The following is a 13455-nucleotide window of genomic DNA, read 5'->3' as shown; positions in this document are numbered from 1 at the left end:
GCGTGTTCTTTCCACTGCGGTTCGCTTTGCGCCGTGCTCGAGCCGTCTCTGATTCCTGGCACTCGCTGTGGCTCGTCGCGGCTGACCCTAGCTCGCCGCAGTGGGCGATGCATTACTTCTTCTTTAGCCGTCTGAGAACGAGATCACGAACTTCGCCACGTCTGACCTTCCCGAGCTGATCAGCCGGTAGTTCAAGGAAATGCTCGAAGGAACGAGGCACTTTATAGCGGGTGAGTTGTTTGCGCGAAAATTCCTTTAGTTCCTCAATGAGTTCTTCGGTGAGTTCACGGCCCTTTGCTAGCACAAGTGCAGCGGTGACGGTTTCGGAGCCGTCCTCCCGGTCTACACCTACCACTGAGGCTTGGTTTACTGCGTCGTGCTGCATGAGCACTGCTTCCACTTCGGCCGGGTAGACGTTGAATCCACCGGTAATGATCATTTCTTTGATACGGGACACGATCTTGATGTAGCCGTCAGATTCCATCACGGCCATGTCCCCCGTGCGGAACCAGTCTTCATAAAAAGCTTTCTGCGTCTCTTCAGGCATGTCCAGGTAACCGCTGAATACTTGCGGACCGCGAACTAGGAGCTCGCCGGCTTCTCCATCCGGCATGGTTTCCGCGGGGTTGTCTGGGTTGGCAATGCGAATTTCAGTGGAGGGGAAGGGGACACCGATGTACCCTTCGCGGCCTTTACCCATTGGGTTTCCGGCGATGATCGGGGAGGTTTCGGTCAAACCGTAGCCTTCAACGATGTTGCCCCCGGTTAGTTCCTCCCAGCGTTGGACCGTGGCTGCCGGCAAGCTCGAAGCACCCGAAAACGAGCTGCGGATACCTTTGAGAGAGACGGATTGCTTCTCCGCTTCGTCCATGATCTTTTCGTACAGGGTGGGGACGCCAGGAAGCCAGGTAGGTGTGTCTTTCTTCATGATGTCCATGATCAAATCCATCTCTGGCGCTGGGAGGAGTTGGATGGTACCTCCTACCGCTGGTGCCAGCGTGATGTTCATGGTCAGGCCATAGGCATGGAATATCGGCAGTGCGGCCAGCATCTTCTCACGGCGTCCACCTTCGCCGAGGCCTTCTACCCACGCGCGACCCATTTGCACATTCGATATGAGGTTGCGGTGCGTCAGCAGTGCCCCCTTCGGCGTGCCGGTGGTACCCGACGTGTACAGAATGAGAGCCGGATCTTCTGGTTCGATCTTCTCTCTCCCGATGTCATCCCCGAATCCCTGAGCTCCGTATCCCTGTTTCGAGGTGTGCTTTCGTCCGCGAGCGCCGCCTTTTATTCCTCCGTTGCTGGCATTGTTCTTTACTCCTTTAATGAAATCCTTGAATTTAATGGACCCCTCGGTAGAGCCGGTGAGTTTCGCTTTTGCGGCTTGTAGTGCGGGGATAGGCAGAGGAAGCGACAGAGCGAGGCGTTTGACAGTGGGGAGGTCATCGATGATGGACAGGCTGATGATGGTTTCCAATGGGGTGTGTTTTTTCAGCTCTTGACCCACACTATTGGCTTTCTCCCAGAACAGACCCACTTTGGCTTTGTGGTTGTTAAAGGGGGTTTTCAGTTCCGCAGCGGTGTACAGCGGGTTATGTAACGCAGGGATGGCGCCGAGACTGAGGACGGCATAAAAACTGATGAGCGATTGCGGGCAGTTCGGTGCGACGATAGCGACATAATCGCCACGGCGCACACCAATGTTCCTTAACGCAGCTGCAGTGATAGCAACCTTTGCCCCATATGCTCTGTAGGTGGTTCCTACGCCGAAGAAGGTGAAAGCATCCCTATCAGCGAATTCCTCTGTGGCGTTGTGGAAGATTTCGACGAGGGTACGGCCGCGATCCATGGTTGCGGGGTCGTCGAGATCGATCTCGTGTGCTGTCCACGGGGTGTAGTGCTGGTACCAGGCTTTGGTGTTGAACGCGTCGGATGCCGTGTTTGATGTTTTTGGTTCCGTGTTGTGATTCACGCTGATGTCCTGAGAGAGTGGGAACTTTGTGCTTCCCACAAGTGTAGCCAACCCTAAGACCACAGGACGGAAATACTTCTTTTAGCAGTGCAAAACTAGCGGTGACACACCCTACTTCCAGCGCCCCAAGTTCCGCAGGATCTGCTGCACTTGCGCCTGTGCCTCAGGGCCTTCATAGGCACCCACAATGTCATCGACAGGGCCTGCCTGGCGGATCTCACCATGGTCCACCCACAATGCGGTATCGCAGAGTTGAGCCAAAAATTCATTACTGTGCGAGGCGAACACAAGGATGCCGGACTTCTCCACCATCTTTTCTAGCCGGCTGCGTGCTTTCGCCATAAATGCTGCATCAACAGCGCCGATGCCCTCATCTAGAAGAAGGATCTCGGGCTCGATGGAGGTCACCACTCCCAATGCCAGGCGGATCCGCATGCCTGTGGAATAGGTGCGTAATGGCATCGAGAGGTAGTCGCCAAGTTCGCTGAACTCTGCGATATCGTCCATCTTGCGTCGCATGGCTTTGCGAGTTTGCCCAAGAAACAGGCCACGGATCACAATATTTTCGTAGCCAGAAATCTCCGGATCCATCCCCACACCCAGGTCAAACACTGGGGCAATTCGCCCGTCAACGATCGCGGAACCGCGGGTGGGCTCGTAGATGCCGGAGAGCAACCTAAGCAGAGTGGACTTACCGGCGCCGTTGTGGCCGACCAGTCCGATGCGATCGCCTTCCTTGAGGTGAAGGTTGATGTCGCGGAGTGCCTCGACCGTCACAGTGTTCGCTGAGTTGGTGCCGATTTTGCCGCCAGCTGCTCCCAGGAATGCCTTCTTTAATGATCGCGATTTGGCATCAAAGATCGGGAAGTCTACGCATGCGTCGTACGTATCAATGCTGACCATCTATCTGACCTTGTCCTTCCTTGATCTTCTGATCTTCTATACCCAGTAGCTCACCCGGAAGCGCCATTGGCGCATGGCCAATAGTGCGAGCAGCAACCCCAGTGCGGTGAACCCGAGGACGATCCACCAGTGGTAGGCTGCGACGTCCTCGCCGATCATCGGGGCGCGGACGATTTCTAGGTAGTGGTAGAGCGGATTGATCTCTGCCAGGCGTGCGCGTTGCGCTACTTGGCCGCCTTGTGCGTGCAGTGTTTTAGTAGTCCAGACGATTGGCGTCATGTAGAACGCTAGCTGCACGAGCGAGTCTAAAAGCGGCGCTACATCGCGGAAACGGGTCGCGATGATGCCGAAGAGCATGGATACCCACACACCGTTTACCAGGATTAAAGCCATGGCGGGGACGATGAGCAGCACGTTCCATCCCAGAGCTGGTCTGAAGATTGCCAGTAAGGCTAGCCAAATGACCAGGTTGTGTAGAAGAAAAAGGAATTGCTTCCAGACGAGTCTGTATACGTGTACGCTCAGGGGGCTTGGTAGCTGTTTAATGAGGCCTTCATTGGCGATGAACACCTCCGAGCCTTCTTTGATACACCCTGCGATGAACCCCCATATGATCAGGCCCAGAGCCACGTGGGGCAGGAATTCCGAGAGGGATTGCTGGAAGAGCAGCGAGTACAGCAGACCCAGGGCTGTGGCCATTACACCCGTGGCGATGGTGATCCACAGCGGGCCCAGGGTGGAGCGGCGATAGCGCTGTTTAATGTCCTGCCAACCGAGCACGAGCCAGAGTTCGCGTTGTTCGAACCCGCGCTTGAGGTCATCCCATGCCGCACTGATGGTGCTTGACCGACTCTCGGGGGTTTCTCCTTCCGCGCGCGCGGTGATGCGTGCGAGGTCGGGTGTCTGCCGTGGTTGGTTCATTGCTCGGAGTTTACTCCCGCGTTGTTCTTTTTCTTTGTTCGACGCCACCCTCAGACTTCCTTAATTTTTGCTGTTCGATTGAGAGGCTGTGGTTTGTCGCGTCGAACGCTAGTATTTTCAGATGGGTTATCTTCCCGAAGGGGAATGGACAAGTTGCCAGTGAAGGGATGTGCTAGGTGTTCGATAACGCTACAGTCCGAGGGCTTTATGCGTCTTTGTCGGATGGCTGGACCTATGTGAATGCGCAGTCGCATCCGCAGGTTCCGGAGCGTGTGTCGTCGGCGGTTGCGCGCGGATTCCGCGCGTCGCCGTTGTTGGAACAGCGTGAGATGCAACACGGTTCGCATTCGCGTGCGCAGGAGTTGGGTCGGCGCGTGGGCGAGTCCTTTGTGGACGCAGCCCGCATTGCCATTGCAGATCTTGTGGGTGCGCGTCCGGAATGCGTAATCCTGGGCGCTTCGCGTGCTTCCCTTATTAACCAGTTGGCTACGGTGATGGGCCGTAAGTTGAGTCTGGGACAGGAGATAGTCTTGTCTCGGATCGACGCTCCGGCCAATATTGAGCCGTGGCAGAGAGCTGCTGATCTTTATGGTGCGCGTGTGCGTTGGGCGGAGCCGGATCTTGCGTCCGGAGTGCTTCCCACCTGGCAATTTGCGGAGCTAGTTACCGGCGATACGGCTGTGGTGGCGGTTGCTGCCGCTAATGAGTTTGTGGGTTCGGTGACGGATGTTCGCGCTATTGCGGATACCGTGCACGTGAAGTCCCGGGCTCTGCTGGTAGTGGATGTTAATGCTGCCGCCCCGTACCGGGTTCTGGATATTGATGCGATGGGCGCGGATGTGCTGGCTCTTGATCTGGTCGGTCTTGGTGGCCCGGCAGTGGGCGCTTTGATTTTCCGTGACACCTCTTTGTTCGACGCCACACTTCCACGCCCGCATTATGGGTTGTCGCTGGGTGTCGGGGCGGAGACAGGGGATGATGTTCCGCCATCTGTGGCGAGGGCTCGTGGGATGCTAGAACTGGGCGGTGTGTCTGAGGGACTATTGGCTGGGGTTCCCGCGGCGGTGGATCATCTGGCTTCGTTGGATGATTGCGTTCCGGGTACGCGGCGTCGTCGCCTTGAGCAGTCTTTGCCTCAGGCCACGAATTACATGAATGCACTGGCACAACGTTTGGTGGAAGGGTTGCAAGACCTCGGAGTGGTTCATGTTGTGGGGGTCGATGGAGACTTGGTGATGGGGTCTGCGAGGTTTAGTTCCTTGCCTCGTATCCCTCGAGTGAGTTTCTTGGTGGATAATGTGCCCGCATCTGTTGTTGAAGAAAGGCTGCTTGCGAACGGGGTGGTGGCTAGCGTGGTGAAGCCGGGGGAATCAATGCTGCTTGAGCGCATGGGGGTGTTTGAAGAGGCCGCCACTGGCATGCATGCACGCCGGTCTTATCCGGAGATGGACAGCATGGGATGGGGTGCTGTGGGATGGGGAGATGTTGGGCGGCGTGCTGCTAGGACGGCTTCGACCGGCACGGGCGCAGTTGCCGTGGGTCTGAGCCCTCACAACACCACGGGAGATATGGAACAAATTCTCCGCGTGATGGCCAGTCTACGTTAGTTTCCTGCGATGTCTAGTTCGCGTTGGGTTCCCCGTGGTGGTTGGTTCGTGTTGGGTTTCCTGTGGTGGTTGGTTCGCGTAATTTTCCCGCGTGAGGGCTACTCTGCGTGAGGGCGCGGGATATCGAACACAACCTTGCCTGTCACTTCGCCGTTGAGGAGTGCCTCGTGGGCAGCAGCTGCGTCTGTGATGGGGACTATGCGGTCGATGTGATGGGTGATGGTTCCGTCAGCGAGTAGGGGCCATACGTTCTCGATGGTGGCTTTGACAATGCGAGCTTTGTCGTCGACATCGCGGTAACGCAATCCAGTGGCGGAGATTGTGCCACGCTTGGAGAGTAACTTGCCGATGTTCAGCTCGCCTTTGACACCCCCCTGCATGCCGATGATCACCATATGTCCGTCCTTGGCGAGGGAGGAAATATTGGCGTCGAGGTACTTCGCCCCGATGATGTCGAGGATCACATCGGCACCGCCTTCGGCCGCAATGATCTTGGCGAAGTCCTGTTCTTTGTAATTGATGAGGATGTCAGCGCCGTACTTCTTGCAGGTCGCGAGTTTTTCGGCGGATCCGGCAGTGACGGCGACGCGTGCACCGAGGGCTTTAGCTAATTGGATGCCGAAAATACCGATTCCGCCGCCGCCTCCATGGAAAAGTACAAGGTCGCCTTCGTTAACGCGGGCGGTCATCATGATGTTTGACCAGACGGTACAGGCAACCTCGACGATGCTGGCGGCTTGTGCAAGGCTGTATCCCTCCGGGATGGGCATGAGCTGGCCGTGCGGTACCGCCGCGTATTGTGCATAACCGCCGCCCGACAGGAGAACAGCTACTTCGTCGCCGTTGTTCCACGGGCTACCGTCTGGTTTGGTGGCGCCGTTCGCTTCTTTCACCACGCCACTAGCTTCTAAACCCAGGATGTCTGTGCAGCCTTGCGGTGGAGGATAATGCCCTTGAGCCTGGAGCGTGTCTGCTCTGTTGAGACCGGCGTAGTGGAGTTCTACCAGCGCTTCCCCGTTGGTGATGCATGGAGCCTCAGTGGTCTGCCACTCCAAGGAGGAGGGGGAGGACGCATCTGTGTGGATGATGGCATGCATGGTGCCGGTGCTGTTCTTGTCTGCAATGGACTTGTTTGTCATGGAATCCACCCTAGCGAGGCAACGCAAAGCAAGTGCGGTTACAGGAAGGAGTAAGTGTGGTTACAGAAATGTGGGAAGGTGCGGTATTGTGTGGAAGGCGGTCTTCTTCGAGGACATCTGGGAGCCGAGGGCTGAGGTTTCCTTGAGTAAGACGCAGTGAGGAAGTATGGCAGAGCGGCCGAATGCACTGGTCTTGAAAACCAGCGATGGGAAACCATCCGGGGGTTCAAATCCCTCTACTTCCGCTGAACGCAGATCCCCCGCCCAGTGAGGAGCGGGGGATCTTTGTATCTGAGCTGTTAGACGTTTCTACTTCTTCTTAAACAGAACCCTCAGACCTTTACCTTGAAGCTCCGGATCTTGTTCCATTCGCTTTTCCAAACCCCGCGCGTGGCCGATGCTGGCAGCAGCAAGAACCATTATAAATGTGATAAAGGGAGTCGTTCTTAGAAATCTCCTAACAAAAATTTTGAGCCGGAGAGAAAAGAATTATTAACAGTGCGACCCTACCCATGTCCAGAAAAATCCTTCTCCCCCAGTGCAGCTAGTACCGCGATTTCTGGCTGTACGGCAGCCAGCGTTAGAACCTCCGCCCAAGACAACGTATGGACTGTACCTACTGCACCTACCAGATACGGACGGGAATGATGTTTTCTTGGACATCCAAGACAGAGGCAGGGACGTGTGCAGCGATGATGTCTAGGGTGTCACCTGGTTGAGCTCCCCACGTGGTCTCGCAGTAGTGGAGCCTTAGTGGTCATGAGCAAGCCGTTGGAGTTCTGCGAAGATATCAGCCCCATCTTCGTGAATACCGTTGTGTTGGTACTTGTTGGTCACCAGTGAGAAAGACGGCATCGCCAGCTGCTAAAGCGGAAGCTGTGCCCTCCGCAAACTGCGGAAACTCCTCGCGCACCCGGTGCGCAGCCCACCCCGTGACAGCCTGCCCACCGACACCACCGTAGATCGATTCATGTATCGCGGCATACAGCGGAGCTCATTGAAGGACACGCGCGTACCTGCATCATGAAGAAAATCCGTACGTAAGCGCTTCTCACCGCAAACTGTATGAAACGGAGCTTCCAATAAATACGCTGATAAGGGGCGGGCGAGGGCGTTAACTGAGGATCAGGTTGCTCAAGCTCGTCAGTGGATTGAGTTGGGGGTTCCGAAAGCGGAAGTCGCACGAGGTCTAGGGGTGGGTCGAACGACTTTGTATGTATACCTACAACAACAGTGATTATCGTTTGTGTTAATTAATGGAAGAGCTGTGTTTAATTATAAGTTCACAGAACACGCTTTCGATTGGCTTCCTAGGCTATCCAGGATTTCCTTAATTTCGGCGAGTGTTTTTGGTTCTAGTTCTTCCGGAACGTTACGCCAATCGATATTGACTCCGTTGGAGGTGTTAAATAATGCGGGAAAATCGCCCGCTATGTGGGTGAAATATAAGTTGTCAGCCATCTCCTTTTCGGAGAATCTAGCGTGAGGTGTTTCGATCTTTTGGCTGGTTTTGTATCCCCATAGGGAGGATCTCTGCGAATTTTTTGACTGAAAAACAGATCGGATATAACCATCAGAGATCCAAGAAACTACAACGGTAATCGTATATCCTTCGTATTCTTCCGGGAAAATATTAAAATCTGCAGATATTTCCTCGTTGAAACGTTGTAGGTTAAACATGGAGGAAACTCATTTCTAAGGGAAAACGGGTAGTTCGGTACTAAACCAATCTGGAACGGTTACGCCTGTTAAGGTTGGCTCTCCAGTTCCTTTGAGTGGGTAAAAGGTGATTGTTCCGAGTGGCTTGTCGGAGTCTACAACTGGAGTTTTATCGTATATTAACCTTCCTGTGAACCATTCTTCTGTTGGCTCGCAGGTTACGGGAGTTTCGCAATGAACTCGGTAAACAGGGGATTCGTAGAGCACACCCTACAGGCGTGGTAACGCCACGCACTGTCGCCACACAATCCCAGTGGGACGCTGCCGAATCCATCGTCGGCACACTCGGCGCGTCCCCATCAACACTCGGTTCCTTCGGCGTTACCGAGCAAGATCGAAACGACCTCATTGCCCACCTGGGGCGAAAATCATTTCAAGGAAGTCCCACACGCAACTTCAAAGCAGCGTGGCGCAAAGACAAAGACGGCGACACTGTCCCCAACTTCTACCGTGTTGGCACAGATGCGTTAGCACGCTGCCAATACGTGATGCTGACGCATAAACAATATGCTGCCGTCATCGTTATCGATGATGAGATGTGTGCGGAGCGCTTCAGCGTCTCGGACAATATTTTCCTGACGCAACTGTCCCAGCCGCTGAGCCGTCAGATCATGTGCAGGCGAGGCGGAGTCTATTCTGTGGGAGCGACCCGTGCCACGCTGATCCAGGAGAATCCAGCGGTAGTGCTTAAGCGCCTCACCGAAGAGACCGGTGGCGCTTAGCGGCCGTGGCGAGGGGAAACCCGGGCCACCTTGGAACCACACGATGGCAGGAAAATCCTCACCATCAGGAGGGATAACTTCACGAGCGAAAAGTTCGAAGGTCTCCGGGGTGTCTGCTCCGTTGTGCGAAGAGTAGTCCCAGGGCACCTGTAGGGTGTGCTCTACGATCCGGTGGCCGAATTGGGTGGTACTCACTTGGCGCCCCTCCTCCTGGGCTTGTGTCTTAACCTAAGCCTTCTAGCTTGTGACTAGCTGGTAAGACCCGTGGCCTCGAGGGCTTTTTTCAAGGCCGGAAGGAGCCGATCGATCTCTTCTTCCGTGGTGACGGTAATACGTACCCCCTCACCGCCGAAACAGCGTGCGATGATGCCTTCGGCTTGCAAGGCGGCGTTGAGATCTACCGCTTTATCCCCGACGGGCAGCCAGACGAAATTTGCCTGCGACGCGATGTGCAGTTCGGGAGCCCACTCGCGGATTGCGTTGAGTACTCGTGAACGCTGCGTCACGCTGGCTTCTACCCGTTCAAGAAGTTCGCTTTGTGCGTCCAATGAGGCGATGCCCGCGGCTTGAGCAAGTGCATTGACGCCGAAGGGAATGCCGACCTTATTTACTGCTTCAACAAATGGTGTATGGCCGACCAGATACCCCAGGCGAATGCCAGCTAAACCATAGGCCTTGGAGAAGGTGCGACAAATTGCGAGGTTCGGGTATTTTTCGAGAGCTAACGCCAGGTTCGCGCGCGCTGCACCAGCTGGGATGAAGGGTGTGAGCGGCCCGTTGTCAGAGCGGTCGTATTCTGTGTACGCCTCGTCCAGAATTACCTGCACATCGGATGGCACCTTCGCCATAAATTGTTCGAATTCTTCCGACGTGATGGTGGTTCCCGATGGGTTGTTCGGGTTGCAGACAAAAACCAGCTTGGTCTTTTCTGTGATTGCCGACGCCATAGCGTCCAGATCATGGCGGTGCTCCGCATCCAGTGGAACCTGAACCGGCACAGCACCGGCTACCTTGCAGAGGATGGGGTAGGCCTCAAAGCTTCTCCAAGCGAACACTACCTCGTCGCCATCAGCGCACGTTGCTTGGATTGTCTGCAGACACAGAGCGGAAGAACCGTTTCCCACAGCGACATGTGCCCAGGTTAGTGGTTCTGCCGTAGGGCTTGTGCTCGCAGATTTCGGTTGCACGAACTCTGCCAATGCTTTTCGGAGTTCTACCGCTCCCATGTCCGGATAGCGGTTGATGTGAGCGGTGGCGTCGGAAATAAGAGCCTCTACCGATGGTAGGGGGTTTTGGCTGGACTCATTGGAGGCAAGCTTCAACGCGCCGGGGATTGTTGCACCAGGGACATAGGCAGGGAGTGAGGCGAGATCTGAACGAACCATGCCTAAACCTTAGCGTGCGATGCGGCATCGGTGAGTAAGGAAGAGATGATGCGACATCGACGAGTACGTAAGTGTTGACGTTGGCGAGTACGTAAGTGTTGACGTTGACGAGTACGTAAGTGTTAAGGAGAAGACATGAGGATGTGGGGATAACGGGTGATGCCCTGGGGAAGTGGTGCCGAATAGTTCCATTTTGTACACACGCGAGGGCACAGTGTACTCTTGAGGACGGTCAAACGGCTGTTCCGTATGAAAATATGAGAAATGCTTGACCTGGAGACGTGCCAGAGCGGCCGAATGGGGCTCCCTGCTAAGGAGTTGTCCCGCAAGGGACCGCAGGTTCAAATCCTGTCGTCTCCGCAGCTTCGATGAAGCATCCATGCGCGAGCTGCCCGATTGCTGCCCGGTAACTTGTGGTGAGGTCCGGGATCAACAGCTGCGAACAGTGTTGTGGGGCGTGTGGTGCGCCTGTGGTGGTTCGCTGGGAATGTGCTTGCGAGGATGCTTCATCGGAGTCTCTTTTACTCTGAGTATCTCTTCGCTAACTCCTTTACCCCGAGCGTCTCCTGCCAATTCCTTTACTTTGAGCACTTTGAATGCCTTCTGCCAACTTCTTTATTTACCCCGAGCGCTTTCTACCAACTTCTTTACTTTGAGAATCTCTTCACCGTCCCTTTGCCGCGGCCACATTAATATTTTGTGAGAAAAGCTAAATATTTTGAGGTTTTGGATTAGTTTCAAGGCTCAAGCGAGTAAGTTCTAAGTTCGAACGAGATGGAACAGACTAATCGAGATGGAACAGACTACAGAGACCATCAAATGGATTGAGATGGTTTGCGGTAGGAGCTGAGAGGAGACACATTATGGGAATGTCATACACCCTGGCTGGGTACCTTTACCGGGGTCGGCACCGTACATCACGCTCCGTGGGGAGTGTGGGGCGCCGGGGTATGTCGCTCGGCGCGGGCGCACTATTAGCTGCCGGAATCGCGATAACTGGTTCTGGTGCCGCTGGGGCGGTAACGCCGGAAGATCAGAGGGCTCCAGCGGGGCGCGCAGCCGAGGATAACGGGTCATCCAGTAGTTCTGAAAAGAAGGACGGCGCGGAGGGCGATGCTTCCGGGTCGACCCTCTCTGGCCCGTTGAACGATGCAGCTGTGGGATCCACAGATTTCACCGACTTCCTCGCGGGACTTACAAGGAATATTCCTGGCGTGGTGCCCGGCCCCTACATTGGTTCAACCGACGGGCCATCTGGCAGTTCGGGAATGCTGGATCACAATCTGGCGCCATTCTGATTTTTTTCGATATTTTTCAAGCAAAGTGGGTATACGCGGACTCAACTCCCGGTATGAATAACGTCATATAAATCATTTGAAAAGGAAACTAAAAGGTGACGTTGCATCACCGAGTGCCAGTTTTCCTTTGACCTAACTGCCGCACACGGGGCAGTGGAAAAGGCGTAGGCGTATTCATGACGGGAAAGAGTAAAAGCGTGCTCAACAATTGGAGAATAAGGCAGACAGTGCGAGAAGACGCACACAAGGGGGGACAGGCATCGAAACGAATCCGGGCTGTGCTGAGTGCAGTGACTATCGGCGCGGGACTTGTCACCAGCATGGGCGTCGCGGTGGCTGAGGATGCGAATAGTGCAGGTCAGTCAATGCCCAGCATTCTCACCGGGGATGCGCAGCAGCATCCTCATCTACAGGGAAGTTCCCAGGAGACAGCAGCAGGTTCTGGTGAAGCGCAACATGCACTCGGCCCGGCGGACACAACGCTTTCAAGTACCCGGAAACAGGAGGCGGATCAGCTCGCTGGCGTCGCAGAAAAAATGCATGAGGATGCGCACCGGAGGGCGGGAACCAAGCGCTTGACCGCAGCCGATATTGCCCCAACCCCCATGAGCGGAACCGGGCCGGCGCTTACGGTGCCGACCGAGCAGCTGCAGAAAGCACTGCACTGTGAAGGCGATCTAGCTGGTGGTAAGCACGACCCAGTCCTGCTCATACATGGCACAACCTCCTCACCACAAGCCACATGGTCCTGGACCTGGATGCCCGCGTTCCGAGCCGAAGGGCGATCTTTCTGTACCGTGACGTTGCCTGGATCCGGCAATGAAGATATCCAAATCAGCGCCGAGTACGTCACCCACGCAATCCGCATGATGCATGAGCGCGCAGGGCGCAAGATCGACATTGTTGGTCACAGCCAGGGTGGCATGATCCCTCACTGGAGTTTGAAGTGGTGGCCAGATACTCGAGCAATGGTGGATGACGTGGTGGGGCTCTCGCCATCAAACAATGGAACCTATGCCACGGTGCCGTTCTGTGTAGCTGATGGATACTGCGCACCGGCGTTGTACCAGCAGGCGCCCGGCTCCGATTTCATGACTGCACTGCACGCGGGACAGATGACGTTCCCGGGCATTTCCTATACCACCGTGAGTACTACGCTCGACGAACTCGTGGTGCCGTATCAGAATGGATTCCTTCCGCTCAACGAGCCTAATGGTGGCACGGTGCGAAATGTTGTGGTGCAAGACCATTGCCCAGCGACGCCAGTGGAGCACTTCAGCGACATCGCCAATAGTGCAATGTACGAGATCACGCTCGATGCATTCGACCATGAGGGCGTCACCAGCTATCGAGGAGCGTCCTATGCGGGCGGTGGGGGAAGCCGTAAGGTCAGCGATGAGGTATGTGGACGTTTCATCATGCCAGGAGTGGACATCAACAAATTGCCGAAGAGCATAGTGATGGGGCTGTCTCAGTCTGCCATTTCGTTAGTGGGCTCCCCAGAGGGTGAACCGCACCAGAATCCACTTTCCAGTGGTTCCAGTACAAGCAACGTGCGTAAGACCTTGGAAGCGATGGGTTCGACAGAGAGCTCCAGTGAGGCATTCCGCGAGCTGAACGATGTTCCAACCGCTGCGCGGCAGGACCATGAGCCGCCGGTACGTGACTATGCGTTGAAATAGGCACTGCAGTTTAAAGGAACTAGAAAGCTGCCGGTTACATAAACGGAGTGAAATAGCAGGTAGAAGCGCGGTTTGTAGTTTTTTAGGATCGTGTGTAAAGTTATCCC

9 protein-coding genes, 2 tRNA genes and 3 pseudogenes are annotated in these 13455 nt (G+C 55.3%); 6 read left to right on the top strand and 8 right to left on the bottom strand.

Going from position 1 to position 13455, the window contains the following annotated elements:
* Nucleotides 1-112: 112 nt before the first annotated feature.
* The 3 genes from GP473_RS09040 to wzm all read right to left on the bottom strand — a co-directional run bounded on the left by GP473_RS09040 (nt 113) and on the right by wzm (nt 3796).
* A complete protein-coding gene (locus GP473_RS09040; RefSeq protein ID WP_186276882.1) occupies nt 113-1972 on the bottom strand; it encodes a long-chain-fatty-acid--CoA ligase in 1860 nt (619 codons plus the stop codon).
* Between the two features lie 111 nt (nt 1973-2083).
* Complete coding sequence (gene wzt / locus GP473_RS09035; protein ID WP_185770524.1) at nt 2084-2875, bottom strand: galactan export ABC transporter ATP-binding subunit Wzt/RfbE; 792 nt, start codon at nt 2873-2875, stop codon at nt 2084-2086.
* 36 nt (nt 2876-2911) lie between these two features.
* Nucleotides 2912-3796 (bottom strand): galactan export ABC transporter permease subunit Wzm/RfbD, encoded by an 885-nt coding sequence (gene wzm / locus GP473_RS09030; protein ID WP_185770523.1) that lies wholly within the window; start codon nt 3794-3796, stop codon nt 2912-2914.
* Nucleotides 3797-3972: 176 nt separating this feature from the next.
* Between wzm and GP473_RS09025 the strand changes: the two genes are divergently transcribed.
* Entirely contained in the window at nt 3973-5403 is a 1431-nt protein-coding gene (locus GP473_RS09025; RefSeq protein WP_185770522.1) for an aminotransferase class V-fold PLP-dependent enzyme, read from the top strand.
* 98 nt (nt 5404-5501) lie between these two features.
* Here GP473_RS09025 and GP473_RS09020 read toward each other — a convergent pair whose 3' ends face one another.
* Nucleotides 5502-6500 carry an NAD(P)H-quinone oxidoreductase gene (locus GP473_RS09020; protein ID WP_186277320.1) on the bottom strand — a complete coding sequence of 333 codons (999 nt, stop codon included), beginning with the start codon at nt 6498-6500 and terminating at the stop codon, nt 5502-5504.
* Nucleotides 6501-6702: 202 nt separating this feature from the next.
* Between GP473_RS09020 and GP473_RS09015 the strand changes: the two genes are divergently transcribed.
* Nucleotides 6703-6787 (top strand) — tRNA-Ser (locus tag GP473_RS09015).
* Between the two features lie 569 nt (nt 6788-7356).
* On the opposite strand, the pseudogene GP473_RS09525 reads toward GP473_RS09015, so the two are convergent.
* A pseudogene (locus tag GP473_RS09525) lies at nt 7357-7634 on the bottom strand (alpha/beta fold hydrolase); the annotation flags it as partial.
* A 19-nt stretch (nt 7635-7653) separates the two neighbouring features.
* Here GP473_RS09525 and GP473_RS09585 point away from each other — a divergent pair.
* A pseudogene (locus tag GP473_RS09585) lies at nt 7654-7779 on the top strand (helix-turn-helix domain-containing protein); the annotation flags it as partial.
* Between the two features lie 38 nt (nt 7780-7817).
* On the opposite strand, the gene GP473_RS09000 reads toward GP473_RS09585, so the two are convergent.
* The 3 genes and pseudogenes from GP473_RS09000 to GP473_RS08990 form a co-directional block, all read right to left on the bottom strand.
* The gene (locus GP473_RS09000; protein WP_185770521.1) at nt 7818-8003 is read right to left on the bottom strand and encodes a hypothetical protein; all 186 of its coding nucleotides are present in this window, start codon (nt 8001-8003) and stop codon (nt 7818-7820) included.
* Nucleotides 8004-8794: 791 nt separating this feature from the next.
* Nucleotides 8795-9178, bottom strand: a pseudogene (locus tag GP473_RS09515) (alpha/beta fold hydrolase); the annotation flags it as partial.
* Between the two features lie 53 nt (nt 9179-9231).
* Nucleotides 9232-10368 (bottom strand): pyridoxal phosphate-dependent aminotransferase, encoded by a 1137-nt coding sequence (locus GP473_RS08990; protein ID WP_185770519.1) that lies wholly within the window; start codon nt 10366-10368, stop codon nt 9232-9234.
* 275 nt (nt 10369-10643) lie between these two features.
* Between GP473_RS08990 and GP473_RS08985 the strand changes: the two genes are divergently transcribed.
* The 3 genes from GP473_RS08985 to GP473_RS08975 all read left to right on the top strand — a co-directional run bounded on the left by GP473_RS08985 (nt 10644) and on the right by GP473_RS08975 (nt 13348).
* Nucleotides 10644-10728, top strand: a tRNA-Ser gene (locus tag GP473_RS08985).
* 509 nt (nt 10729-11237) lie between these two features.
* On the top strand, nt 11238-11666 hold the full coding sequence (locus GP473_RS08980) for a hypothetical protein (RefSeq protein WP_185770518.1): 429 nt from the start codon (nt 11238-11240) through the stop codon (nt 11664-11666).
* A gap of 290 nt (nt 11667-11956) precedes the next feature.
* Complete coding sequence (locus GP473_RS08975; RefSeq protein ID WP_222104953.1) at nt 11957-13348, top strand: alpha/beta fold hydrolase; 1392 nt, start codon at nt 11957-11959, stop codon at nt 13346-13348.
* The last annotated feature ends 107 nt before the right edge of the window (nt 13349-13455 follow it).

Origin of the sequence: Corynebacterium anserum (assembly GCF_014262665.1) — a bacterium.
Lineage (GTDB): Bacteria > Actinomycetota > Actinomycetes > Mycobacteriales > Mycobacteriaceae > Corynebacterium > Corynebacterium anserum.
Note: the sequence above shows the minus strand (reverse complement) of the source record. Positions and strands in the feature narration are given on the sequence as shown.